Genomic DNA, 24,876 nt, shown 5'->3' on the forward strand with positions numbered 1-24,876 from the left:
GTCATGGGGTCACCCTCAGATCTGTTGCGTCCGCTGTCGTTACGTCCGCTGTCGTGCCGTTCACGGTCGTGCCGTTCGCTTCCGCCGGCCCGGCCGTGACGGCGGCCGCGATCCGGCGGGCGTTGTCCGGGCGGAACACGTCGAAGTGCCCGCCGGGCAGCACCGCCGTACCGGCGATCGGCGCCAGCCGGGCCCAGGCGCCGGCGTCCCGCTCAGCCGGCCGGTCACCGGCCCGGAACTCCACGACCGGCAGCGCGGCGGGCCGCGGACTCCAGGCGGCCAGCGCCGCGATGTTCTGCCGGTACACCTCGAACCGGGTGCGCAGCGCGGGGTCCGCGGCCACGTCCGCCCGGCGGACGTCCGCCCCGCTGGTCTCCCGGATGTCCCTGCGGAACCCGTCGAGCAGGGCGCCCTCGGAGAGGTCGCCGTGGGCCCGCGAGGCGGCGGAGACCGGGGTGTCGACCACCACGACCCGGGCCACGGGCACCCCGCAGATCCGTGCCGCCTCGTAGGCCAGCGCGCCCCCGAAGGACCAGCCGGCGAAGACCAGCGCCTGCGCCCCGGAGAGCACCTCGGCGGGCAGTTCCCGCAGACAGCCCCGGGCGAGCCCGGTCAGCGAGGCCGCCGGACCCGCCTGCGGCACCGGACCGTCCAAGCCGGCCGCGTGGACGTCGACGTCCCCCGGCAGTTCCCCGACGAGCCGCGCGTAGCAGGAGACACCGCCGCCCACCGGCGGGAAGAGCACCAGCCGCAGCCGGGGCCGTACGGCCGTGCGCGGGCGATACGTCCAGATGCCGGAGCCGTGTGCGCCCCGCGCCCGGCGGCACAGCGCGGCCAGGCCCGCGACCGTCGGGTTCGCCATGAAGTCGCCGAACGACACCTCGTGGCCGAGCCGGCCACGCACCAGGGAGAGCAGCCGGATCGCGTCGTACGAGCTGCCACCGGCGTCGAACAGGCTCTCCGGGCCCGGGAGCCGGCCCAGTACCTCCTGCCAGCACCCGGCGATCTCCCGGCCCAGCGGGTCGGCCACGGGGAGCGCCGCCGCCCGCTCCGGGTGCGTCTCGTCCGGGTCCGCCCCCTCGGGCAGGGGCAGCGACCGGAGCCGGCGCCGGTCCACCTTGCCGTTGCCGGTCAGCGGGATCTCGTCGAGGGCGATCACGGCGTCCGGGACCATGTAGTGCGGCAGGGCCGTGCCGAGCGCGGCGTACGCGTCCCGCCGCCAGGTCTGCGTCGCGTCCTCGGTGAGGGTGACGTACGCGACGAGACGTGCCCGGCGGCCCTCGCCCCGGACGCACACGGCGCTGCCCCGGATGCCCGGCGAGCGGTCCAGCAGATGCTCGACCTCGCCCAGCTCCACCCGGTGCCCGTTGAGCTTGACCTGGGTGTCGGTACGTCCCAGGAACTCCACCACGCCATCCGGGTGCCGGCGACCCCGGTCGCCGGTGCGGTAGAGCCGCCCGAGCACGGGGTCCTCGACGAACGCCGCCGCCGTCTTCACCGGGTCGTCGGCGTAGCCGTCGGCCACGCCCGCCCCGCCGATGCAGATCTCGCCGATGTGCCAGTCCGGGCACGTCCGCCGGTCCGCGTCCAGCACATGGATGTCCTGCCCGGGCAGGGCCGTGCCGTACGGGATGGACCGGCCCGCGCAGTCCGCCTCCTCGACCCGGTGCCGGATGGACCAGATCGCGCCCTCGGTCGCCCCGCCCAGGCTCATGATCTCGGCGGCGGGTGCCAGGCCCCACAGGGCGGCGGGCAGCGTCAGCGGGATCCAGTCGCCGCTGAGCATGAAGGTCCGCACCGTCGGGACGGCGGTTGCCTCCTCGGCCAGCAGGGACGCGAGCGCGGGCGCCGAGTTCCAGATCGTCACCCCGTGCCGGCCGATGAGTTCGGCCCAGGCGGCCGGAGTGCGCGCGGACCGCTCGGAGAGCAGCACGACGGCGCCGCCGCGCAGCAGTGGCCCGAAGATGTCGTACACGGACAGGTCGAAGCCGATCGACGAGACCGACAGCACCCGGTCCCCGGCGCCGACACCGAGTTCGTCGTTGACGGCGTCGATCGTGGTGAGCACCGCCGAGTGGGAGATCACCACGCCCTTGGGCTCACCGGTCGAACCGGAGGTGAAGATGATGTACGCCGTGGACACCGGGCGGGTGACCGGCGCTCGCGCGGGCGGCGCGGAGGGTACGGCGGCCGGGACCGGCAGCCGCAGCGGCCGTGCCCCGCGCCGGCCCCACCCGTCCGCCGCCGGGTCCGGGCAGAACGCGAAGCGGACCTCGCCGCGCCGGGCGATGCTGTCGAGCCGGCCGTCGGGCAGGCCGTGGTCCAGCGGGATGTAGACACAGCCGGCGAGCAGGCTGCCCAGCATGGCGATCACCTGGCCGCGGCCGCGTGGCAGATGCACGGCGACCCGGTCTCCGGGGCGGGCCCCCGCCGCGCGCAGCGCGTCCGCGGCCGCCGCCGCGTGCGCGGTCAGCTCCGCGTAGCGGAGGGTGCCCTGCTCGTCGTGGACGGCCGGGGCGTCGGGGGTCTCGGCGGCGCGCCGCAGCACCCGGCCGTGCAGGGTGTCCCCCGGTGCGACGGAGGCGAGGGGCGGCGCCGGTACGGGGACGGGGGTGCGGTGGGGCAGCCGCGTCCAGTGCTCCCGGGACCCGGCGAGTTCGTCGATCAGCCCGGAGTACTGGCCGATGAGGTCCTCGACGAAGCCGGCGTCGAAGGCGTCCGTCCGCCAGTCGAAGCCCAGCCGGACCGTGCCGTCGGCGTCCAGGACCACCTGGTGGTCGAGCAGCACCTGCGGCACCCTCAGCCGCACCTCGTCCCAGCGCCGCCGGAACCCCAGGCCGGCCTCACGACGGCCGTCGGTCTCCAGCGCGGTGAAGGCGAACGGGTACGGCAGCCGGCGCGGGTCGCCGCCGGGGTCGGCCAGCCGGGCGATCTCGGCGCCGCTGAGGGAGCCGTGCAGGGCCTGTGCCAGGTAGCGGCGCTGCACGGTCCGGGCGATCTCGGCGAAGTCCCGCCCGGCGGTCGCCGGGATCTCCAGCGGCATGGTGGTGCCGTGGTTGCCGAGGCCGTCGGGGGCCGGGCGGTGTCCGGCACGGCGGGAGTACAGCACGGTCAGGGTGTGCGGGACACCGCCGCCGGTCAGGCCCAGGACGACGCCGTAGACGGCGAGGTAGCACAGAGCGGGGGTCAGGCCGTGCTCGCGTGCCGCGTCCACGACGACGCGCGCGGTGGCCGGCGCGACGGTCACCGTACGGTGGCCCACCCCCGGCCCCGCCCGCCGCCACTCGGGCCGCAACGGCACCTCGGCCGGCCCCGCCTGCCCCGCCGCCCGCTCCGCCCAGAACCGCCGGTCCCGCGCGGACCGGTCCCGCCCGGCACCGCCCGCCGGTGCCTGCTCCCCGGGTGCGGCACCCGTCCGCCCCGCCCCGGACTCGGCCGTCCGCGGCCGGTCGCCGGAATCCGGGGCCCTGCGGTCCGCCGGTGCGAGGCCGTCGCCGGAGGCAGGGACCACACGCTCCGCCGTCCGGTGCGCGACCCCGTTCGCCGGCTCGTCCGGTGTCCCGTCCGAGATCAGCGCGGCCAGGAAGACCTCCAGGGATGCCGCGTCCATCAGCCAGAGGGCGTACGTGAGGTGCAGGCGGGCACGGTGCCCGGAGGTGACGACGGTGACCAGGAGACGTGGGCCTTCGGGGAAGGTGAAGGTGTCCGCGGTGAAGGCCGCGCGGACACCGGCGTCGGCGGTGTCGAAGTCGGCGTCGTCGACGTGGTGGATCCCGACGTCGGCGGTGTCGGCGGCCGTCTCGGGCGGCACCGGCAGGGACAGGTCGTCGGCCACACCGGCGCGGAGCACGGCGTTGGCGCGCAGCAGCCTGCGCAGCCGGTCGCCGAGGCCGGGGACGCGCGCGGGGTCCAGGTCGCAGCCGAGGTAGTAGCGGGCGGGTCCGCGCAGTTCCATGCCCGGCTGTTCGCCGACCAGGTAGGCGCGCTGGATGGGGCTCAGGGCGGCGGGCGGCAGGACGGCCGGCCCGGCCCCGGTGCGGGTGTCGCTCATCAGTGGACGATCTCTCCGGCCTGGTCACGGCTGAGGAAGCCGCTCGGACTGAACGTCGGCCCGTAGGCGCCCACGCCGAGGAACATCAGCGTGTCGCCGACGGCCACCGGGGGCAGCGGGACGTCCTCGGCGAGCACGTCCAGCTGGGAGCAGAGGGGGCCCGTCACATACGCGCGGTCCACCGGGCGGTCCGGGCGCGCCGTGCCCACCGCCCGGACCAGGGGCTCGCCCCGGTCGCGGCCGGCCACCAGCCGCCCGGCGGTGAACAGGTGGTTGATGCCGGCGTCGACGACCACATAGCGCCGGTCGCCGACGGTTTTGACGTCCAGCACGCTGGTGAGCAGCACCCCGGCGGGTCCGGCGATCGAGCGGCCGTACTCGGCCACGACGGTCTGGTCGCCGTGGTCTCCCCAGGGCAGCGGCCCGTCTTCCGGCGCGGTGAGACCCGCCCAGTCCACGTCCGGGTCGGCGGCGCACCAGGGCAGGGCGATGCCGCCGCCGACGGAGACGAACGCGAGTTTCAGCCCGTACCGTGCCTCGACGTCCCGGGCGCGTTCCAGGGCCGCCCGCCGGGCCGCGCGGATGACGTCCGCGTCGGCGTACTGCGAGCCGAAGAAGAGGTGCAGTCCGCGGAGCGTGAGGGCGGAGCGGCGCAGCACGTCCACGACCTCGCCGAGGTCGGCCTCGGCCACCCCGAACTGATGGGGCGACGGCGGGCTGCCGGGGCCGCGGCCCGGGTACGGCGTGTTCAGCCGTACGACGGCCCGGCCGGCGACGCCGAGTTCGTCCGCCACCTCGGCCATCAGCCGGGCCTGGCCCGGGGATTCGACGGTCAGCGCGGCACCGGCGGCCAGCGCGGCGGCCGCCTCGGCCCGGGTCTTCGCCGGGCCGGTGAACAGCGTCCGCGCGGCCGGCATTCCGGAGTTCAGCGCGGTCTCCAGCTCGGCGAGGGAGCACACGTCGAAGCCGTCCACGAGGGGCGTCAGGGCGGTGACCACGCCGGGGTGCGGGTTGGCCTTCAGCGAGTAGTAGATGTGGGCGCCGGGCAGCGAGGCGGCCCGGACCCGGTCGACCGCGGCGCGCAGCGCGGCCCGGCCGTAGACGAACACCGGGGTCCGGCCGGCGCGGTGCAGCAGGAGGCGGGTCTCGTCCTCGGTAGGTGCCCAGAACCCGGTCGGCAGGGCGGAGCCGTCAGTCCGCACAGGACATCCCTCCCGTCTGACACAGCGCTTCGACGACGAAGGCGTGGAGCCGGTCGATGACCTCGGTGTCGTGCATGGTGATCCCCCGTCGGTAGTAGTAGGTCAGCGCCATCTCGGCGGCCGACATCTGCAGTTCGCCCTGGAGCTGGAAGCGCAGCGAGCGGCCCAGCGGGCGCGGCTGCCAGGAGCCGAGGTCCCGGGCGCGCAGGCCGCGCGGCCGGGGATGCTGGTTGAACAGCACCGTGGAGAACGGGAAGCGGTCGGCGCCGTCGAGCCCGTGGTCCGCGGCCCGCTGGTCGAACTCCCATCCGCTGTGCGCCGTACCGGCGGCCAGTTGCCCGGCGTAGTCCCGGGCCCGGTCCGGCAGCGGGGCGGGTGGGCCGCCGCGCAGCACGAGCTGGCTCATGAACAGGCCGGCCGCCGTGTCCGGGACGCCCTCGCGGGCCTGGACGGGGACGACGAGGGTGAGCGGGCCGAGGCCGAAGGTGCGGGTGACGGCCCGGTCGAAGGCGGCGAGGACGACCGCGAACACCGAGACGCCGGTCCGGGCCGCGAGCCGGTGGGCGGCCCGGACCGCCCGCACGCCGAAGGGCCGGGAGAGCAGCAGGCCGTCGCGCGCGCCTGGTCCGGTGGCCTCGGGCAGTTCGGTCTGTGCGGCGCCCTTGAGCGCCGCCCGCCAGTACGCGGCGTCCGGGGTCGGCCCGGCGGGGCGGCGGGTCGCCGTGCAGTAGGCGCGGTAGGCGTCCGGCGGCGGGGCCCCGTCGAGGGTTCCGCCGAGCAGGAGGGTGCGCAGTTCGCGGGCGATCAGGTCCATGCTCAGCCCGTCCAGGAACAGATGGTGGGCGACCACGACCACGGACGTCGTGCCCTCGCCGGGCACCAGGGCGGCCCGTGCGGCAGGTGCCGTGGCGGGGTCGATCAGCTCCGCCACCGCCGCGAAGCGGGCTTCCTGCACGGTGCGGGACCCGGCGGCGTGGACGGTGAGCGGGCAGCGGCGCACCTCGGCGGCGGAGGTGTGGCGCTGTCCGGTCCAGTCCGGGGTGAGGGAGAGCCGCAGTACGTCGTGCCGGGCCACCAGGGTGTCCAGCGCGGCGCGCACCTCGTCCGGTGTCACCGTCCGCTCGATGCGGACCTCGCGGGAGAGGTTGCACCAGTCGGCGTTGCCGTCCGCCATGCAGGTGGCCAGGTAGGCGAGTTGCCGGGTGGACAGCGGGAGGGTGTCGGGCTCGCCGGGGGCGGTGTCGGGGTGGGCCCGGGGTGCGGTCGGCGTGGGCGCCGGGGTGCGGGCCGCCCGGTCGACGGCCGTGGCGAGGGAGGCCACGTCGCGGTGGCCGAAGCAGTCCTGGGTGGTGAGGGCCAGCCCGAAGCGCCGGTTGACCCGGGCCACGAACGTGATCATGTCGAGGGAGCCGATCCCGGCCTCGACGAACGCGGTGGACTCGGTGAACTCGCTGTCGCAGTCGAGGAGTTCGAGCAGAATGCCGGCGGTGGTCGCGGGGGTGCCGGGCATGTCCCGGGCGCCGCCCGGCGTGGCGTCCTGCACGGCGACCGAGGCCGCCAGCGCCATCCGGTCGACCTTGCCGCTGCGCAGCAACGGCAGCTCCCGGCGCACCTGGACGGCCGGCGCGGGCAGCTCCAGCCGGGCCGCCACCGCCCGCACCCGCTCGCGCAGCGCGGCCTCCTGCCCCGGTGCCGGGTCGGGCACGGCGACCAGGGCGTGCGGGCCCTGCCGGTCCACGACCACGCACTGGGCCACCCCGGGCAGTTCCTCGACCTCGGCGACGAACCGGTGGTAGGAGACGCGCCGGCCGGACACCTTCAGGTCGTTGCCCGCGCGCCCGGTGATCACCAGGTCGTCGCCGGAGCGGAAGCCGACGTCGCCGGTGCGCAGGACGGGGGGCAGCGGCTCCACCCGGAAGGTGCCGGGGGCCGTACCGGGGCCGTCGGCGAGGATGCCCAGGGCCGGTGCGGCGGAGGCGATGAGCACCTCGCCGCGGCCGTCGGCGTCCGCTGCGTCGAGCGTGACGGTGACCCCGGGGCGGGGCCGTCCGACCGGCAGTCCCCAGGCCCCGGCCGAGTCCTCGGCGCGCACCGCCCGCCGGAACAGCTGGGCTAGGGTGCCCTCGGTCATGCCGTACAGGTTCACGATCTCGGCGCCGGGGGCGAGGCCGGTCCACTGCCGCACCACGCGCGCCGGCAGCACCTCCCCGGCGAAGAAGGCCAGCCGCAGCGTGTCCGGCCGGCCGGCTCCGGCGGGCAGGACCTCGGCGACGCGCCGGGCGAGGGAGGGGACGAGGAAGGCGAGGGTCGGGCGGCTGCCGGCGAGGTGGGCGCCGAGGGCGGCCAGGTCCAGCTGGGCGTCCACCGGGGGCAGGCAGAGCCGGCCGCCGCCGACGAGCACGCCGAGCAGCTCGCGCAGGGAGGGGTCGAAGTTGACGCGGGTGACGGCGGCGCAGACGTCGTCCGGGCCGAGGCCGAACTCCTCGGTGAACCAGGAAAGGAACGCGTGCAGGCCGGTGCGGCTGCCGACGATCGCCTTCGGGTCCCCCGTCGACCCGGACGTGGGAAGGAGATAGGCGGCGGCGCCGTCCGGGTACTGCCCGGCGCCGGCCGGGCGCCCCGGTCCGGTGGTGCCGAGGACGACCCGCCCGGTGGCCGCGTCCAGGACCAGCTCGCCGGCGTCCGCGCCGGTGGTGCCGCGGAACTGCGCCACCGGGGAGACATCACTGCTGAGCACGGCCGACGGCCGGGTGATGCGCTCGGTCCACGCGTACTGCGCGGGTGTGAGCCCGGCGTCGACGGGCACGGGCACGGCTCCGCTGCGCAGCGCGGCCAGCAGTCCGACGACGTAGGCCGGGGTCGCGGGGCCGTGCAGCAGCACATGGGTGCGTGCGGCGCCCGCCCGGGTCAGCCGGCGGGTCAGCTCGTCGACGGCGGCGCCGAGCCGGTCGTACGACAGCGCGTGCCCGCACCACTCGACGGCCGTCCGGTCGGACCGGCCGAGGTCGAGCAGCCGGGTCAGGGCGTCCTGTGTCTGCATGGCGGCGCTCAGGCGGTCCGGGCGGTCGGCGGGTCGAGGACGAGCCGGGCGAGTTCCCGCCGGGCGCTGTCGTCGCTCGCGGCGAGCACCCCGGCCAGCTGGTCGGAGGAGTCCTTGCGCTGGTTCAGCCGGAAGCAGGAGGTGAGGGTGAGGTCGTACAGCCGGAAGCCGACGATGTTCTTCAGGTAGCCCTCGGTGAGCCGAGCGGGTATCTCGTCCAGGGACCAGGTCGAGCCCTCGACCGTCTCCCGCTGCAGCCGGTCGATGAGGTCGGTGACGTCGGCGCGGGTGCGGGCGGGGTCGCTGAGCTCCAGCCGGCCGGAGATCTCCACCGCGCAGTAGAGCCAGGTGGGGATGCGGCTGCGGGTGCCGAACCACTCGGCGGGCACATAGGTGTCCGCGCCGAGCACGGTGATCGTGGCCGGGGCGCCCGCCTCGAAGGCCACCGTCATGGCGTTGGCGCGGGCGACGTGCCCGGCGACGAACAGCCCGCTCTCCACGCTGCCGCGCAGGTCGACGGGGAGCGGCGAGGTGTACACGGTGCCGGCGTGATGGGTGGCGAGAACGCCGAAGGACTTGGCCCGGACGAAGTCGGCCATGGCGGGCAGCGGCAGGCTGAAGTGTTCTCTGGTGTACATGGTCAGCAGCGGTCCTTCAGTTCGGCGTCCAGCGGTTCCAGTCCGATGCCGTCGCGGGCGCCGCGCTGCGGCGGGTGGAACGCGACGGCGTGCAGGGCTCCGGCGAGCAGGGTGGGAAAGGCCGTGCGGGCGAAGCCGGCGCCGCCGGCCGCGCGCAGCAGCAGGCCGCCGAGCGCGCCGAGTTCGTCCTCGATCCGGTCGCGGGCGCGGACGGCGAGGTTCAGCTGGTCGGCCGCGGGCCGGCCGGCGTCGACTGCGCGGGCCGCGTCGAGCAGTCCGGCCTCCAGCCGGCGCAGCCCGTCGAAGCCCTGGGTCCACCGGGCGGACCCGGCGCGCCGGTCGGCCGGGGTGGCGGTCGCCAGGCAGCGGGCGACGCCCAGGTAGGCGGCCCCGATCAGCAGCTGGAACCAGGTGTAGCAGTCGGTGGCGAAGCGCCGGCCGCTCTCGCCGCGCAGCGGGAAGACCCGGTCGTCGCCGACGCGTACCCCGGTCAGACGGACGGCGTGGCTCTCGGCGGCGCGGAACACCGGGCTGGTCCAGAAGGGTTCGCGGTCGAGGCCCTCGGCCCCGGCGGGGACGAAGACCTGGGCGTATCCCTCGGGGGTGCCGTCGGGGGCGCGCAGCTCGGCCATGAGGGACAGCACGTCCATGCTGGTGGACAGGGAGCAGGGCCGCTTCAGGCCGGTGACGAGCCAGTCGCCGCCGTCGCGGACCGCCCAGCTGCCGAGCGTGCGCAGATCGCGGCCGGGCGTGGACTCGGCGCCGCCGGAGGCGAGGAGTCCGGCGCCGGCGCCGAGGTCCTTCAGGATGGCCGCGGCCCGCTCGTCCCCGGACCGGGCCACCCGGGCGAGTGCGGCGATCTTGTAGTGGTGCATGGTGGTGGCGACGGCCGCGGCCGGGGCCAGGGTGCCGAGCGCGAGCTGGAAGCGTACGGCGTCCGCCGCCGACGCTCCGGTGCCCGCGCACTCCCGGGGGATGAGCAGGGCGGTGGCGCGGGTCCGCTTGAGCGCCGCGAACGCGGGCCCGGCGTCCTGTTCGTGCTCCTCGGCCGGCCGGGCGGACAGGGCGGCGAAGAGTCCTTCGGCCACCGCCTCCAGCCCGGCCCGGGCGTCGGCGACGACGGTGTCCTCGATGTCACGACCGGTCACTGGCTGCTGCCTTCCTGAGCGTGCATGATCCGCCGTACGGCGGTGTAGTCGGTCTTGCCGAGGGGGGTGCGCGGGATCGCCGGGACGTACGCGTAGCGCTGGGGCAGCTGGGGGGAGAGCAGCCGCTCGGCGAGCAGCCGCCGTACCTCGGCGAGGTCGAACCGGTCGTCGGTGACGAGCAGTGCCGCGACCCGCTCGGTCTGCTCCGGGTCCGGGACACCGACCACGGCGCTGTCCAGCACCCCGGGGCAGCCGCGCAGCGCCGCCTCGATCTCAAGGGGGCCGACCTTGTGCCCGGCGACGTTGATGAAGCCGGACAGCCGGCCGCGTACATACCAGCCGCCGGGGTCGGCGCGGACGAGATCGCGGGTGCGCAGCCAGCCGTCCTCGAACATCTCGGCGCTCGCCTCCGGGTCGCGGTAGTAGCCGCGGGCGAGGGCGGGGCCCCGGACGTGCAGTTCGTGCAGGTCTTCGCCGCCGGTGCCGTCGGGTGCGGGGGCCAGCCGCCATTCGACGCCGGCGATGGGGGTGCCGATGGAGCCGTGGCCGGTGTGGGCCTTGTCGAAGCAGATGACGCCGATCTCGGACAGCCCGTAGACCTGGCGCAGCGGAACACCGAACCGCTGGTGGAACCGCTCCTGGAGGTCGGGGCCGAGGGGTGCGCTGCCGGAGATGACCGTGCGCAGCGAACGTGCCCAGGAGGGCGGCACCTGCTGTGCGTCGGTGAGGAGCTGGTACAGCACGGGCAGGCCGCTCATGAGCGTGACGGCGCTGTCCTCGATCCGCCGGGCCAGGCCCCGGCCGGTCAGCCGGCCGGGGCGGGCGAAGACCACGCTCGCCCCGGCGAGCAGCGTCGGCAGGGTGAGGACGTCGATGCCGTGGCAGTGCGCCAGGGGCAGCGGGCACAGGACCACGTCGGCCGGGGTCAGCTCCAGTTCGCCGCCCCATAGCCGGACCCGGGCCGCGATGGCCGCCTGGCTCATCACGATGCCCTTGGGCTCGCCGGTGGAGCCGGAGGTGCAGTGCACCACCCAGTCACCGGGCGCGTATCCGGTCGCGGCGCGGGCCCGGTGGTGCTCGGCGTCGTCGGTTTCCCGCAGGGTGAATCCGCCGCGTCCGGAGGCTGGTTGCCGGTCCAGGGCCAGCCAGCTGACGTCGAAGCGGGCCGCGTGGTGGGTGCGTTCCGGTGCGGACAGCCGGCTGTCCAGCAGGACGGTGACGAGGCCGAGCCGGGCGGCGGCGAGGTAGAGCGAGAGGAAGGTGAAGGGGTCGTCGACGGCCAGGCCCAGCACATCGCGCGGGCCGAGCCGGGCCGCCAGCTCCCCGACCGCGGCGTCGACGCCGGCCAGCAGGTCGGCGTACGTCGCCTCGGTGCCGTCGTAGCCGACCAGCGCCCGGGCCCCGGGGACGGCGAGCGCCACCGCGCGGAACGCCGGGTACAGCGCCGGGCCGGTGTCGGTGCCGTCCGTCATGGTGACCTCGTCCGTTCTCTCGGAAACCGCTCCCCGGGCACGGGGACGGTCGCTGAATGCGCGCCTCCGATTCCGGGGAGGGAACGCGCGGAATTCGATGCCTCGATGGACGGACCTCGGATGGTGACCACCTGCCCGAAAGCCCCGTTCCACATTTCGAGATCGGGGTGATATCCCGTCGGTAAACGGCCGGCCGAGTGATGTCTTTTCGGCCTGCGACCGCCGGAAAGATATCCCGGTCGAGCCCATGGATGCCCCTGTGCGGGAGTGGCCGGGTGCGGTCGTGGCACCGGGCGGCCAGCCCCGGACGGGTCAGGGCAGGGGCCGGCTGCCGCCAGACTGGACGGTGACGGAAACGTGCCGTGGAGACGGGGAGACCAGGAGACGGAGAGACAGCGGGCGAGGGGTGCGGAGGGGGTGAGGAGAGCGCCCGGTCAGATGTCGAGCCAGCCGCGGGCCACGGCGTGCGCGCCGGCCTGGAAGCGGGAGTCCGCCCGCAGCTTGCGCATGAGGTCGGTCATGATGCGGCGCAGGGTGCGCGAGGAGATCCCGAGCGACCTGGCGATGGCATCGTCCTTCATGCCCTGGCCGAGCATGCGGACCAGCGACAGCTCCCTGTTGTCCAGTTCCTCCTCCGCGGTGTCGGCGCTCGGCACGACACCGGACGAGTCGGTGGCGCCGTGCACCCAGCAGAACTCGAACACCGAGATGAACAGGCCCAGCAGGTCGGGGTCCCGCACCTCCAGCGCGGTCATGGCCTCCGGATCGGACTCGGCGGTGCCGGCCGGTACGTAGGCCACGGCCCGGTCGATCACGATGAGCCGGAAGGGCAGCACCGAGGCCACCCGCACCTCGGCGCCCGCCTCCTGGAGCTCCGCCAGGTGGGCCCTGCCGTGCGGCACCTTGAGCATCGTGCTCAGGTGGATGGAGCGCATGCTGACGCCGCGTTCGATGACCTGGCGGTTGCGCTGCATGCTGTCCTTCAGCATGGCGTGCGGCAGCGGCGAGCCCGGGTGCATGCTCAGCACCTCGGCACGGGCCTGCGTGGCCGCGCCCTCCAGCGCGACCGATATCTCACGCTGACCTACCAACCGGTCGGCCTGGGGCATGCTTTCGCTCTCGGTGCGCAGCCGCAGCAGAGAGGAGCTGAGCGTGGACAGGGTCGCCCGGTACCGCTCCAGCTCGGCGAGACGCTCGCGGGTCTCCTCCTCCTGGAGGGCGACCAGGCGGGCGAGGATCGCGTCCGGGGTGAGGGTCACCGCCTCCCCCCGGACGTCCAGCCGGCGCACCAGCCCGGCCCGGCTCAGCTGATCGAGGACCCTCTCCAGTTCGTCCTCGTGCATACCGAGGGCCTGGCCAGCCGCACGCGGATCCGCCGAGGGCTCGCCGAGCAGCAGCCGCAGCAGGCGATGTCCCTGGTCAGTCAGCGTATGTCGCACAGGCGACCCCCTCTTCATAATCATGCCAACTATGACATGACCAATCACTGAGACCGCTCCCGGGTCGCGTCCGCGGCCCCACCGGGGCGGGCCCCGGATTCCGCGGGCGGGCTCCGAACAGGCCGGATCCCATGCCGTGACGGGCCCGGACATGCCGAAGCGGGCCATCGCATGCCGCGATGACCCGCTTCACGCCGGCGTCGGCGTCGGATCAGCCCCAGGCGAGGTCGCCCGGTTCGGCGCTCGCCGTCACGGCGTACGCCTCGGTCCGCTCCGTGCCCTGTCCGACGGCACCGGCCAGCACCGTGAGCATGGCGACCCCCGTCAGAAGCGCGGCGACTCGGCTTCCCGTGGCCTTGATGCTCTCGTTGCGCATTCCATCCCCCTTGTTGGCTCCTGCCGGCCGGCTTCTCTCCGGCCGCAATTCGATACTCCCCGCTCATCGGCCACAGGAAAAGGACTGCGCTTCGGCCAGGAAGGGCCATGTCACATTACGGCCACGTAACGGAAGGCAACGAAATTCTTACGCGCCGGGGTTATCCGGAAAATCATCCGTGAAAACCGTGCCGCGTGCAGAAGTTATCGATTCAACCGTGCCGTGCGCGAGGAATCTTGTGGCCCGGCTCCACGGCCGCCCTTCCTGTCCGGAGCCGGACACGTCAGGTCACGGCCAGCGTCCGGCTGTGGACAGCCCGTCGCAGCCCCGCCGAGGATCGGGTCATCCGTCGGCAGAGACGCTTGCCACCGAGGAGACCCGGGACGGGTCGTTCCTCCTGCGCTGCCTGAAACAGCCGGACTTCTGTACGCCTGTACTCCTGTACGCAAAGGATCACGTGTGACTGACAAGTTGTGGGGCGGCCGGTTCGACGAGGACATCACCTCCGAGGTCCTCGACTACACGCTCACCACCGACATCGACGTCCGACTCATCTTCGCCGACCTGTGGCAGGACATCGCCCATGTGCTGATGCTCGGCAAGCGCGGGATCATCCCCGCCGACAACGCCCGGGCGATCCTCGGCGCCCTGCTGCGGCTGTGGGAGAAGCACGAGCGCGGTGAACTCACCCTGCGACCCGAGCTGGAGGACGTGCACTTCAACATCGAGCAGATGGTGATCGAGGACCTCGGCCGCGAGACCGGCGGGCACATGCACACCGCCCGCTCCCGCAACGACCAGGTCTCCACCGACGCCCGGATGTACCTGCGCCGCGTCCAGCTCGACGCCGTCGCCGCGAACCTGGCGCTCATCGACGTCCTGCTCTCCTTCCCGGAGGAGGAACTCCTCGCCATCCTCCCCGGTTACACCCACAGCCAGGCCGCCCAGCCGGTCTCCGTCGCCTTCTGGAAGACCGCCCACGCCAGCATGCTGCTGCGCGACGTACGGCGGCTGCGCGGTGCCTTCGACCGCACCGACGAGTCCGCCCTGGGCGCGTGCGCGCTGGCCGGCACCTCCTTCCCGCTGGACCGCGAACTCACCGCCCGGCTGCTCGGCTTCCGGGGTGTGCTCAGCCACGCGCTCGACGCCACCAGCGCCCGTGACTACCTGATCGAGACGGCCTCGGCCTTCGCGATCGGCGGCAACAACCTCTCCCGCATGGCCGAGGAGATCGTCATGTGGAGCGGCCACGAGTACAGCCTCGTGGAGGTCTCCGACGCCTACGCCACGGGCAGCTCGATCATGCCCCAGAAGAAGAACCCGGTCGTCGCCGAACTCACCCGCGGCCGCGCCGGACGCACCGCCGGCACCCTGGTCCAGCTGCTCACCATGGCCAAGGGCGTCACCCTCGGCTACAGCTGCGATCTCCAGGACGACAAGCCGTACCTGTGGAACGCCATCGACACCTACCTGTCCACCCTGCGCATCGTCGCCGGGCAGACCAAGGGACTGCGCTTCAACAGCGCCCGCGGCGAAGACCTGTGCTGGGACAACTTCTCCACGGCCACCGAGCTCGCCAACTACCTGGTCGCCGAGCACGGCCTGCCGTTCCGCGAGACCCACCACATCACCGGCTCCCTCGTCGGCGCCCTGATCAAGCGCGGCGCGACCCTGCGCGACACCAAGGCCGGCGCCGAGATCCTGGCCGAACTCGGCCACCCCGTCGAGGAGTCGGTCCTCGCCCGCATCTTCGCCCCGCGCACCGCGGTCACCAGCTACACCAGCCCCGGCGGCACCTCCCCGCAGAGCGTCGAGGCCGTCCGCACCGAACTGCGGCAGACGGCCCAGGGGCACGCCGAGTGGCTGGAGCGCACCCGGGACAAGCTCGGCACCGCGCAGGCCGCGACGTTCCGGGCGGCCCGCGAGATCGCCGACGGCGCCGACTTCGCCAAGGTCCTCGACACCGTCACGGCCGACCTGCCCGCCCCCGAGCAGCGCTGACCCGCCCGCACCCCAGCCGACCCGACATCCCGGAGACCCCATGAAGATCGTGCTCGCCTATTCCGGAGGCCTGGACACCTCCGTGGCCCTGCACTGGCTCAAGGAGCGCTACGACGCCGAGGTCATCGCCTTCTGCGCGGACATCGGCCAGCTCGAATCCCTCGACGCCGTCAGGGAGCGCGCCCTGGCCACCGGCGCCTCCAAGGTCTACATGGAGCCGCTCGCCGAGCGCTTCCTGGCCGACTTCGCGCTGCCCGCCCTCCAGGCGCACGCCCGCTACGAGAACAAGTACCTGGTCGCGGCCCCGCTGTCGCGTCCGCTGATCGCCCAGCGCATGGTGGAGATCGCGCACGCCGAGGGCGCGGACGCCGTCGCGCACGGGGCCACCGGCAAGGGCAACGACCAGGTCCGCTTCCACACCAGCGTCACCGCGCTGGACTCGGGCCTGAAGGTGCTCGCGCCGGTCATCGACTGGGAACTGACCACGCGGGACAGCGAGCTGGCGTACGCCCGCGAGCACGGCATCGCGGTGTCGGTCACCAAGGAGAACCCGTACAGCATCGACACCAACATCTGGGGCACCAGCATCGAGTGCGGTGAGCTGGACGACATCGAGCAGCCCCCGCCGGCCCACGCCTGGCAGCTCACCACCGACCCCAAGTCGGCCCCGGACACCGCGGAGCAGGTCACGATCCGCTTCGAGGGCGGCGTCCCGGTGGCCCTCGACGGGGAGAAGCTGGAGCTGGTGGAGCTGGTGCGCCGGCTCAACTCCCTGGCCGCGCGGCACGGTGTGGGCCGTATCGACATCGTGGAGAGCCGGATCGTCGGCTTCAAGACGCGCGGCATCTACGAGGCGCCCGCCGCGACCGTGCTGATGGCCGCGCACGAGGAGCTGGAGGCGATCGTCCTCGACCGCGAGACCCTGCACCACAAGCAGGCACTCGCCCTGCGCTACGCCGAACTCGCCTACTACGGCTACTGGTTCTCGGATCTGCGGCGCGCGCTGGACGGCTTCGTCGCCGAGCTCCAGCCGCAGGTGACCGGCGAGATCACGATGGAGCTCTACAAGGGCTCGTGCACCGTGCTCGCCCGGCGCTCGGAGAACTCCCGCTACAGCGGCCGGCTGGCCACCTACGAGGCCGGTGACACCTTCGACCACAAGGCGGGCGCCGGCTTCGCCTATGTGTGGTCCCTGCCCCTCACGCGTCCGTGACCGAAAGGAAAGAGGCCACCCGCATGCGCATCGTTTTCATGGGCTACCAGACCTGGGGCCACCGCGTCCTGGAAGCCCTGCTGAGGTCCGAGCACGAGGTCCCGCTCGTGATCACCCACCCCACGAGCGACCACGTCTACGAGACCATCTGGAACGACTCCGTCGCCCAGCTCGCCGAGGAGCACGGCATCCCGGTCCTGGAGCGCAGGTACGCCAACGACGACGAAGTGGCGGATCTGCTCCGCGAGTTGCAGCCCGACCTGCTGGTCTCCTCGGACTGGCGCAGCTGGGTCGCCCCGCGCATCTACGGTCTGGCCAAGCACGGCGCGATCAACATCCACGACGCGCTGCTGCCCCGCTACGGCGGCTTCGCCCCGCTCAACTGGGCGCTCGTCAACGGCGAGCCGGAGGTCGGCGTCACCGTCCACTTCATGAACGAGGACTTCGACCTCGGCGACATCGTGGTGCAGAAGCGGGTGCCCGTCGAGGACAAGGACACCGTCACCGACCTGTTCCACAAGACGCTGGACCTGTTCGTGCCGGCCACCCTGGAGGCCATCGACCTCATCGGGTCCGGCCGTACCGACTGGATCAAGCAGGATCCGGCGCAGGCCACCTTCTTCCACAAGCGGTCGGTCGAGGACAGCCGGATCGACTGGACCTGGCCCGCCCGGGACATCGTCAACCTGGTCAGGGCCCAGGTCGACCCGTATCCCAACGCCTTCGCCTACTTCAAGGGCGAGCGCATCCGCATCCTGTCGGCCTCGGTCTCCCAGCTGCGCCTCGGCGGCACCGTCGGCCGGGTCTTCCGCCCCGAGGGCGAGGGCGTGGCCGTGGTCTGCGGTCCCGACGCCCGTCGGGGCACCGAGTACGGCCTGGTCGTCGAGCGGGTCCGCACCGACGACGGGCGGGAGCTGAGCGGCGGCGAGTTCTTCCGCACCATGGGCGGCTATCTCACCAGCCGCCCGTAGCCGCGGCCCGTGCCCCACCGGGGCGGTCCCCGCCGGGGACCACCTCTTCCCGTTCCGAGGTACCGCCCCCTGGAGATCGCATGCCCGTCAGGGAACCGACAGCACCGCCCGCCGGCGGCCGGCGCCGCCCGCGCGACCGGCCGCTGGCGACCGGCCACCCGCACCACCGGGCGCACCACCGGGCCGGGCTCCTGGCCGGGCCCGCGACCGTGCCTGCCGGCCCCGCGCGCCACCGGTGCGCAAACGCCCGGTGCCTCCTGCGCGAGCCCCGGGCGATCGCCGAGGACGGAGGGCGCCGCCGCGGTGTCCGACGCTGAGACCTTCAGATGCGAGCGCCACGGCCCGGTGGCGGTCGTGGTGTTCACGGGCCCGCACCACGCGAACGCCCTGAGCAGGCGGCGTATGCGCGAACTGCGGGCCCTGCTGGTGCGGCTGGCCGCCGACGCGACCGTGCACGCGGTCGTCCTGCGCGCCGACCACGGGCACTCCTTCACGGTGGGCGGCGACTTCCACGAGATGCAGTTCTTCGTCGGCGGCGCCGAGGTCGACGCGTGGAGCGACGACATCGCCGACCTGTGCGCCGCCGCGCTGGAGGTCACCAAGCCGACCGTGGCCGCGCTGGACGGCCATGTCGTGGGCATCGGGGTGATGCTCGCCCTCACCTGCGACTACCGTGTCGGCTCCGAGAGCTGCTCGCTGAGCATGCCGCACTTCCAGCTGGGCATCGCCGGGGTCTACGCCGGATACGTCCTGGAGCGGGCCCTGGGGCGCTCGCTGATGCAGGAGATGCTGATGTCGGGCGAGCCCTGGTCGTCCGAGGACGCGTTGAGCGACGGACTGCTGCAACGGGTCGTCCCCGACACGGATCTGGCCGCCACCGCCCTGAAGCTCGCCGAACGGTTCGCCGGATACGACGCCGAGGCGTTCCGCGCCACCAAACGCCAGCTCAACCGGCCGTTCGTGCGGGGGCTGCGCAAGGTGCGGCACACGGCCCGCGCCGCGCACCGGGCCGGCTTCGCCACCGGTCGGCCCCAGCGGCGCATGCGGCTGATCCTCGGCGAGGACTGACCCGGCTTCGCCGGCCCCCACCCCCTGCCCGGCGCCGCGGACGCGCGGCGCCCCCCGCTGTGCGGGCGACCCCGACAAGGAGTGCGATCGTTGCGTTACCTGGAGGACTTCCGGACCGGCGACGTCCATGACCTGGGCACGGTCACGGTCACGGCCGAGGAGATCGTCGAGTTCGCGAAGCGGTACGACCCCCAGCCGTTCCACACCGATCCGGCCGCGGCCGAGCTCTCGCCGTTCGGCGGGCTGGTGGCCAGCGGCTGGCTGACCGCGTCCCTGTTCATGCGGCGCTACGTCGACACTCTGCTCGCCGGCAGCGCCTGCTGCGGCTCCCCCGGCATCGACGAGCTGCGCTACCACCGCCCGGTGCGCCCCGGCGACGTACTCCGCGCCCGGCTGACGGTGCTCGGCTCGCGGCCGTCCCTCTCCCAGCCCGACCGCGGCATCGTGCAGCCCCGCTGCGAGCTGCTCGACGCGGACGGAGCCCCGGTGTTCAGCATGATCCTGCACAGCATCTTCCTGCGCCGCCCGTCGGCCACCACCGCCTGAGCAGGCCCGACCGAAAGGACCGGCATCTTGGAAGCCGTCTCGTACACCGCGCAGTGGACCGCCGCGGCCCGCGCCCTGGAGACCGAGCGCCCGGACCGCATCTTCGCCGACCCCTACGCCCGGACCCTGGCCGGGCCCACCGGGTTCGCCCTGCTGGAGCGCTACGCGGGCGCCGGCACCGTGCCCTTCCTGGCCGTGCGCACCAAGTACCTCGACACCGTGGCCCTGGAGGCGGTGGCCAAGCGGTCCGCCCGGCAGGTGGTCCTCGTGGCCGCGGGCATGGACACCCGGGCCTGGCGACTGGACTGGCCCGAGGGGACCGTCGTGTACGAACTCGACCGTCCGGCGCTGATCGAGGCCAAGTCGGCGATGCTGGCGGACGCGCCGCTGCCGCCGGGCCGCGAGCGCCGCCCCGTCGCCGTGGACCTGGCCGGGGACTGGGCCGCCGAGCTGCTCGCGGCCGGGTTCCGCCCCGGGGAACCCACCGTCTGGGTGATGGAGGGACTGCTGTTCTTCCTGCCCGAGGAGGCGGTACGGGGCCTGCTCGCCACCCTGCGCCGGCTGTCCGGCCCGGACAGCCTCCTCGCCGGGGACATGGCGAGCCGGGCCTCCCTCACCAACCCGCTGGCCCGCGGGTTCCTGACCTCGCTGGCCGAGGACGGCGCCCCGTGGCAGTTCGGCAGCGACGAGCCCGAGGAGTTCCTCGCGGCCTGCGGCTGGCAGCCGCTGGAGGTCCGCCAGCCCGGCGACGACGGCGCCGCCTTCGGCCGCTGGCCCTACCCGGTCGTCGCCCGCGACGTCCCGGGCGTCCCGCGGTCCTTCCTGTTCAGCGCCGACCCCGCCGCGGACTGACCCCGCCGTACCGCCGTACCGCCGTCTGAGGAGCATGGATGAGCACCACCGCGTTGGACACCGATCTGCCGGACCGTTTCGTCGAACTGCTCGGCAGGCTCGGCGAGAAGTCCGTGGAGGACTACTACAACCCCTACCGGATGTTCTCGTGGGCCGACGAACTTCCGGAGGACGCCTACTGGATGACGCCGGAGCTGATCTCGGCCCATGGCACCGAGGTCGAGGAAGAACTCGGGGAGGCGGGCATGAAACGCCTCTCCCGCTGGGAGAGCATCAACTTCTACAGCCTCAACGTGCACGGCATCCGCGAGCTGATCATCGAGGTGGTCAAGCGGATCCACATGCCCGGGTTCGAGGTGCCGTCGGAGTTCTTCCACCACTTCATCGGCGAGGAGAACGAACACATGTGGTTCTTCGCCGAGTTCTGCCGCCGCTACGGGAACGGGAAGCTGTACTCCTCGCCCTCGCTCCAGACGCGCGCCGACGGTGATCCGGAGGTGGAGAACTTCCTCGTCTTCGCGCGCATCCTGCTTTTCGAGGAGATGGTCGACCACTACAACCTGCGCATGGCGAACGACGACTCCCTGCACGAGACGATCCGCCAGGTCAACCGCATCCACCATCACGACGAGTCCCGGCACATCGCTTTCGGCCGGGAACTCGTCTCCCTGCTGTGGGACCGGCTGCGCCGCACCGCGACCCGGGAGCAGCTCGCCGAGCTGGAGTCCTACCTCAAGCGCTATCTCGTCTTCAGCCTGCAGTCCTTCTGCAATCCGCAGGTCTACCGCGACGCGGGGCTGGCCGACCCGCTCGGCGTCCGCAGCCGCGTCATGGCCGACCCGCACCGCAAGGAGGCCGAGCTGAAGGTCATCCGCAAGCCGCTGTCCTTCCTGCTCAAGTCCGGCATCTTCAGCGACGCCGAACTCCCGGCCGCCTGACCGGCCCCGTGTTCCGCCCCATCGAAGGAGGGACGCCATGAACCCCGTGACCACCCCGCCGCCCGGCGCCACGGCCCCCACCGGCCTGGCCGCGCTCGGCCCGCAGGCGACCACGCTGCTCAACCGGCTCGACCGCGTCTTCGAGTCCTGGGCGCTCGACGCGGCCGCCGAGCCGATGGTCACCGCACCGCTGCTGCCCGTGGCCCGCCTGGCGGAGCTGGACTTCTACCGCAACTTCCCGCACCAGGCGATGGTCGCGGCGCCGCTGCGCCTGCACGGGCCCGACGCCGGGCACGACCCCGGCGACGGCGCCTTCTCGGCCGACGCCCTGGAACCGGCCCGCCTCGCCCTGCCCTCGGCGGCCTGCTACGGCGTCTACCTGCACCTGGCCGGACAGGCCCTGCCCGAACCCCGGCGCATCACCGTCCTCGGCAGATGCTTCCGCCGCGAGGACCACTACGAGGACCTGCGCCGGCTGCTCGGCTTCCACATGCGGGAGATCGTCGCCCTCGGCCCGCTCCCGCACGCCGACGAGCACCTGCGGCATTTCACCGGGCGCATCGAGGAGTTCGCGGCCCGCCTCGGCCTCCCCCTGCGCAAGGAGGCCGCCACCGACCCCTTCTACGACCGCGGTGGCTCCCGGGCCCTGCTCCAGCAACTCGCTCCGGTCAAGCACGAGTTCCTGTACGAGGATCTCGCCATCGCCTCGGTCAACGTGCACCGGAACTTCTTCGGCGACCGCTTGGGCATCACGCTCGCCGGCACGGGCGAACCGGTCTTCACCAGCTGCGTGGCCTTCGGCCTGGAACGCTGGCTGTCCGCTCTGACCCGCCACTTCGGCGACTGGGAGCGGGCGTCGGCCGCCGTGGAGCGGGCCCTTGCCGCCGAGTGACCTGCTGCCGGGCCCCGGCGCGGGCGGCATCGGTGAGGTCGGCATCGACATCGTGCTCACCGCGCGCGTGCGCGCCATGCTGGCGGAGCACGGCGAGCGGATCCTCGCCCGCATGCTCACACCGGCGGAACTCGCGGACCGCCCCGCGCAGGACGAGACCGACCCGCTGTGGATCGCGGGCCGGCTGGCGGCCAAGGAAGCGGCCTTCAAGGCGCTGGCCACCTCCGGTACGGCCCTGCCCTGGCTCGACCTGGAGGTGCGCAGCGCGCCGGGCGGCCGGCCGGTGCTCCGCCTCGGCCCCGCGGCGCGCGCCCTGGCCGACCGCGCCGGCGTCGACGCCGTGCGCATCAGCATCAGCCACGACGGGGAGTACGCGGTCGCCCTGGCCGTCGCCGTCGCTCACCCCGACTCACCCACTCACGAGGAGTTGCCCCATGCAGGCTTCGGTACAGCAGGTCAAGGACTGGATCCTCAAGCGTCACCCGGAGCGTGAGGACATACCCGCGGACCTCGACCTCATCGACAACCGGCTCATCGACTCGCTGTCCTTCGTGGAGTTCGTCTTCCTGATCGAACAACTCAGCGGCCGTGCCATCCCCATGGACGCCGTCGACGTGGACGACTTCCGCCATCTGAAGGTCATCGAGGAGCGGTTCTTCACGCCCGTCGGCTGAGGGGCGTCCGTCGCCGGCTGGCCGTCCGGTCGTGGCACCGGCAGGCCGGCCGCAATCAACGAAAGGGCAAGGACATGCGGACTCAAGGCGAGGACGCGGCCGGGGTGCTCGCGATCGTGGAGACCGGTCTCCACCGCTTCGGCGCCGTGGCCTTCCACGCGGCCCGGGAACTGGGCCTCGACACGGTCTTCCTCACCCGGGACATGGAGTTGTACGCACACGCCCCGGCCGTCCTGGAGGCCGTACGGGACGCTCGTGCGACCGTGTTCACGGACACCTCCGACCCCGACCGGGTGATTGCCGAGCTGCGCCGCCTCCAGGACGGCGCCGACCTGCGGGGTGTCTTCTCCTCGACCGACTACAGCGTGGCGGTCGCCGCGGCGGCGGCCCGCGCCCTCGGCCTGCCCGGACTCGATCCGCAGGCGGCGCTCAACGCCCGCAACAAGCGCCGTACCCGGGAGCTGTGCGCGAAGGCGGGCGTCCCGGTCCCCCGCTGGACCGTCGCCCTGACCGAGCGGGAGGCGACGGCCGCCGCCCGGGAGTTCGGCCTGCCCTGCATCGTGAAGCCGATGACCGAGGCCGGCAGCCTGGGCGTCCGGCTGTGCCGTACCGAGGCCGCGCTGCTGGCCGCCTTCCACGCCATCGCCGATGTGCCCACGGACTTCCGGGGCCAGCCCCGTGAGCCCGGCGCCCTGGTGGAGGAGTACCTGGTCGGCCCCGAGGTCAGCGTCGAGTCGCTCACCTGGGGCGGGGAGACGGTCGTCCTCGGGGTGACCGACAAGATGCTGGGCCCGCACCCGTACTTCGTCGAACTCGGCGAGACCTTCCCCTCCCTGCTGCCGCCCGACCTGACCGAGCAGTGCGCGGCCGTGGCCCGGGCGGCCCTGGACGCGCTGGGCCACGACTTCGGGGCGGCACACGTCGAGGTGAAGCTCACCGCCGACGGGCCGCGGCTGATCGAGGTGAACGCGCGTATGGGCGGGGCGCAGATCACCCGCCTGGTGGCGGAGAGCACGGGGCTGCACATGCCGCGCGAGATCATCCGGATGCACACCGGAGGCACCCCCGACCTCTCCTTCCGCACCGGCGCGGCCGCCGTGTCCCGCTACGTCACCGCGCCGGTCGCCGGACGGATCGAAGCGGTGCACGGCGTCGACCTGGCCCGCCGGGTCCCCGGAGTCATCGACGTGGAGATCGACGCCGTCCCGGGCGACGAGGCCCGCGTGCCCACGGACAACGTCGACGTGGTGGGCCACCTCGTCGCCATGGCCCCCACCCCGGGCGAAGCAGTGCGCCTGGCGGACACCGCCCTGGGCCAGATCACCATGGACATCACGCCGAGCACCCCCTAGCCACGGGCTCACCTGGGCGTGAACCCCACCACCTCCCCCGCCCTCGCCGGCCCGGTCAGCTGCTCCGGCGTGCGGATGTACATGCGGTGCAGCCACCGGTCCCGACCGTCCCAGCGCGGTGTGAACGCCGTCCGCGCATGTGTGCTGCGGAAGTTGTCCACGACGAGCAGCTCCCCGGGCCGCAGGTACACCGCCTCGGTGACCTCGTCCAGCGCCCCCGACAGCGCGGCGAGGGCCTCCTTGGCCCGGGCGGTGTCCGGCACGAGCAGCTCGCGGTCGTACCCCAGGCAGGGGTCGTCCGGGTCGCCGTAGAGCACCGGCACCTGGGCGAGCGGTCCCGGGTCGGCGGTGTCGCCCCGGAAGGAGATGTCGACCTGGCAGGGCACCGGGTGGGCGAGGAGTTCGGCCCGGTCGGCGTCCGTGAGCAGCGGAACCGCCCGCCGCACCGATCCGACGAGCGTGGCGGCCCGGTTCTCGTGGTCGGCGCGGGAGCAGGCGAGCAGCACATGGTGCGGCTGGTCGCGGTGGTAGGCCATCTCCGTGTGGAAGTCCAGCAGGACCTTCGAGCTTCCGGCGGACAGCGCGGGCGCCCCGGGCGTCGGGTGCACATCGTGGTAGACGGCTCCCCCGCGCAGTTCCCGGTAGCCGGTGGGCAGCCCCAGCCGGCAGCCGACCAGCGCCAGCCAGGCTTCCATCGCGAGCAGTTCGCGGGTGGGCGACGGCCGGCCGGTCGGGGTGTCGGGGAGTTCCGCCGCGTCGTACGGCAGTCCGCGCAACAGCAGATAGCCGTGCTCGTTGCCCTGCTCGCGGAAGGCGTCGAGCGCGGCGCCGAGCGCGCCGGGAAGATGCCCGGAGGCCTCGGTCGCGGCCGCGAGGAACGCGGGCAGATCGGTCCGCGGCACAGCCGGCAGCGTGCCGCGCAGCGCGGTCAGGGCGTCGGCCCAGTCGTCGCAGCGGACGACCGGGGCGGGGGCGGAGGCTGGGGCCGAGGCGGGCACGGGTT

General features: G+C 73.6%; 20 protein-coding genes. 11 read left to right on the forward strand and 9 right to left on the reverse strand.

Going from position 1 to position 24,876, the window contains the following annotated elements; translation table 11 throughout:
- Position 1 precedes the first annotated feature (1 nt).
- The 8 genes from LE548_RS21835 to LE548_RS21870 form a co-directional block, all read right to left on the reverse strand.
- A complete protein-coding gene (locus tag LE548_RS21835; RefSeq protein WP_225098607.1) occupies positions 2-4,051 on the reverse strand; it encodes an amino acid adenylation domain-containing protein in 4,050 nt (1,349 codons plus the stop codon).
- On the reverse strand, positions 4,051-5,253 hold the full coding sequence (locus LE548_RS21840; RefSeq protein ID WP_225098608.1) for an alanine racemase: 1,203 nt from the start codon (positions 5,251-5,253) through the stop codon (positions 4,051-4,053). Before LE548_RS21840 ends, LE548_RS21835 begins: the two co-directional genes overlap by 1 nt.
- The gene (locus LE548_RS21845) at positions 5,243-8,293 is read right to left on the reverse strand and encodes an AMP-binding protein (protein WP_225098609.1); all 3,051 of its coding nucleotides are present in this window, start codon (positions 8,291-8,293) and stop codon (positions 5,243-5,245) included. The genes LE548_RS21840 and LE548_RS21845 overlap by 11 nt, the downstream gene beginning before the upstream one ends.
- An 8-nt stretch (positions 8,294-8,301) precedes the next feature.
- Positions 8,302-8,931 (reverse strand): FMN-binding negative transcriptional regulator, encoded by a 630-nt coding sequence (locus LE548_RS21850; RefSeq protein WP_225098610.1) that lies wholly within the window; start codon positions 8,929-8,931, stop codon positions 8,302-8,304.
- 2 nt (positions 8,932-8,933) lie between these two features.
- The gene (locus LE548_RS21855) at positions 8,934-10,079 is read right to left on the reverse strand and encodes an acyl-CoA dehydrogenase family protein (protein WP_225098611.1); all 1,146 of its coding nucleotides are present in this window, start codon (positions 10,077-10,079) and stop codon (positions 8,934-8,936) included.
- A complete protein-coding gene (locus LE548_RS21860; protein WP_225098612.1) occupies positions 10,076-11,551 on the reverse strand; it encodes a class I adenylate-forming enzyme family protein in 1,476 nt (491 codons plus the stop codon). The genes LE548_RS21855 and LE548_RS21860 overlap by 4 nt, the downstream gene beginning before the upstream one ends.
- A 434-nt stretch (positions 11,552-11,985) precedes the next feature.
- The gene (locus tag LE548_RS46085) at positions 11,986-12,990 is read right to left on the reverse strand and encodes a LuxR C-terminal-related transcriptional regulator (protein ID WP_225098613.1); all 1,005 of its coding nucleotides are present in this window, start codon (positions 12,988-12,990) and stop codon (positions 11,986-11,988) included.
- A 211-nt stretch (positions 12,991-13,201) separates the two neighbouring features.
- A complete protein-coding gene (locus tag LE548_RS21870) occupies positions 13,202-13,366 on the reverse strand; it encodes a hypothetical protein (protein WP_225098614.1) in 165 nt (54 codons plus the stop codon).
- A gap of 459 nt (positions 13,367-13,825) precedes the next feature.
- Here LE548_RS21870 and argH point away from each other — a divergent pair, with 459 nt between their 5' ends.
- From argH to LE548_RS21925, 11 genes are all read left to right on the forward strand, one after another.
- A complete protein-coding gene (gene argH, locus LE548_RS21875; RefSeq protein ID WP_225098615.1) occupies positions 13,826-15,367 on the forward strand; it encodes an argininosuccinate lyase in 1,542 nt (513 codons plus the stop codon).
- Between the two features lie 40 nt (positions 15,368-15,407).
- Entirely contained in the window at positions 15,408-16,580 is a 1,173-nt protein-coding gene (locus tag LE548_RS21880) for an argininosuccinate synthase (RefSeq protein WP_225098616.1), read from the forward strand.
- 23 nt (positions 16,581-16,603) lie between these two features.
- Entirely contained in the window at positions 16,604-17,551 is a 948-nt protein-coding gene (locus tag LE548_RS21885) for a methionyl-tRNA formyltransferase (protein WP_225098617.1), read from the forward strand.
- A gap of 303 nt (positions 17,552-17,854) precedes the next feature.
- Positions 17,855-18,619 carry an enoyl-CoA hydratase/isomerase family protein gene (locus LE548_RS21890; RefSeq protein WP_225098618.1) on the forward strand — a complete coding sequence of 255 codons (765 nt, stop codon included), beginning with the start codon at positions 17,855-17,857 and terminating at the stop codon, positions 18,617-18,619.
- A gap of 90 nt (positions 18,620-18,709) precedes the next feature.
- Entirely contained in the window at positions 18,710-19,165 is a 456-nt protein-coding gene (locus LE548_RS21895) for a MaoC family dehydratase (protein WP_225098619.1), read from the forward strand.
- Between the two features lie 27 nt (positions 19,166-19,192).
- Positions 19,193-20,017, forward strand: coding sequence for an SAM-dependent methyltransferase (locus LE548_RS21900; protein ID WP_225098620.1), 825 nt, complete (start codon positions 19,193-19,195; stop codon positions 20,015-20,017).
- Positions 20,018-20,055: 38 nt separating this feature from the next.
- Positions 20,056-20,955, forward strand: coding sequence for a diiron oxygenase (locus tag LE548_RS21905; protein ID WP_225098621.1), 900 nt, complete (start codon positions 20,056-20,058; stop codon positions 20,953-20,955).
- Positions 20,956-20,992: 37 nt separating this feature from the next.
- Entirely contained in the window at positions 20,993-21,847 is an 855-nt protein-coding gene (locus LE548_RS21910) for a hypothetical protein (protein WP_225098622.1), read from the forward strand.
- On the forward strand, positions 21,834-22,340 hold the full coding sequence (gene acpS / locus LE548_RS21915; RefSeq protein ID WP_225098623.1) for a holo-ACP synthase: 507 nt from the start codon (positions 21,834-21,836) through the stop codon (positions 22,338-22,340). The genes LE548_RS21910 and acpS overlap by 14 nt, the downstream gene beginning before the upstream one ends.
- Positions 22,282-22,521, forward strand: a complete 240-nt coding sequence (locus LE548_RS21920; RefSeq protein ID WP_225098624.1) for an acyl carrier protein — start codon at positions 22,282-22,284, stop codon at positions 22,519-22,521. The genes acpS and LE548_RS21920 overlap by 59 nt, the downstream gene beginning before the upstream one ends.
- 74 nt (positions 22,522-22,595) lie before the next feature.
- Positions 22,596-23,873 carry an ATP-grasp domain-containing protein gene (locus tag LE548_RS21925; protein ID WP_225098625.1) on the forward strand — a complete coding sequence of 426 codons (1,278 nt, stop codon included), beginning with the start codon at positions 22,596-22,598 and terminating at the stop codon, positions 23,871-23,873.
- 8 nt (positions 23,874-23,881) lie between these two features.
- Here LE548_RS21925 and cs1 read toward each other — a convergent pair whose 3' ends face one another.
- Entirely contained in the window at positions 23,882-24,871 is a 990-nt protein-coding gene (gene cs1, locus LE548_RS21930; RefSeq protein WP_225098756.1) for a clavaminate synthase Cs1, read from the reverse strand.
- Between the last annotated feature and the right edge of the window lie 5 nt (positions 24,872-24,876).

The sequence above is a fragment of the Streptomyces sp. CoH27 genome, assembly GCF_020181035.1.
GTDB lineage: Bacteria > Actinomycetota > Actinomycetes > Streptomycetales > Streptomycetaceae > Streptomyces > Streptomyces camelliae.

What these genes read in the sequence shown, in the direction of transcription:
- LE548_RS21835 (WP_225098607.1), bottom strand. Translation starts at nt 4,051, where the DNA reads ATGAGCGACACCCGCACCGGGGCCGGGCCGGCCGTCCTGCCGCCCGCC.
- LE548_RS21845 (WP_225098609.1), bottom strand. Translation starts at nt 8,293, where the DNA reads ATGCAGACACAGGACGCCCTGACCCGGCTGCTCGACCTCGGCCGGTCC.
- LE548_RS21850 (WP_225098610.1), bottom strand. Translation starts at nt 8,931, where the DNA reads ATGTACACCAGAGAACACTTCAGCCTGCCGCTGCCCGCCATGGCCGAC.
- LE548_RS21860 (WP_225098612.1), bottom strand. Translation starts at nt 11,551, where the DNA reads ATGACGGACGGCACCGACACCGGCCCGGCGCTGTACCCGGCGTTCCGC.
- LE548_RS21870 (WP_225098614.1), bottom strand. Translation starts at nt 13,366, where the DNA reads ATGCGCAACGAGAGCATCAAGGCCACGGGAAGCCGAGTCGCCGCGCTT.
- LE548_RS21880 (WP_225098616.1), top strand. Translation starts at nt 15,408, where the DNA reads ATGAAGATCGTGCTCGCCTATTCCGGAGGCCTGGACACCTCCGTGGCC.
- LE548_RS21885 (WP_225098617.1), top strand. Translation starts at nt 16,604, where the DNA reads ATGCGCATCGTTTTCATGGGCTACCAGACCTGGGGCCACCGCGTCCTG.
- LE548_RS21905 (WP_225098621.1), top strand. Translation starts at nt 20,056, where the DNA reads ATGAGCACCACCGCGTTGGACACCGATCTGCCGGACCGTTTCGTCGAA.
- LE548_RS21910 (WP_225098622.1), top strand. Translation starts at nt 20,993, where the DNA reads ATGAACCCCGTGACCACCCCGCCGCCCGGCGCCACGGCCCCCACCGGC.
- LE548_RS21920 (WP_225098624.1), top strand. Translation starts at nt 22,282, where the DNA reads ATGCAGGCTTCGGTACAGCAGGTCAAGGACTGGATCCTCAAGCGTCAC.
- LE548_RS21925 (WP_225098625.1), top strand. Translation starts at nt 22,596, where the DNA reads ATGCGGACTCAAGGCGAGGACGCGGCCGGGGTGCTCGCGATCGTGGAG.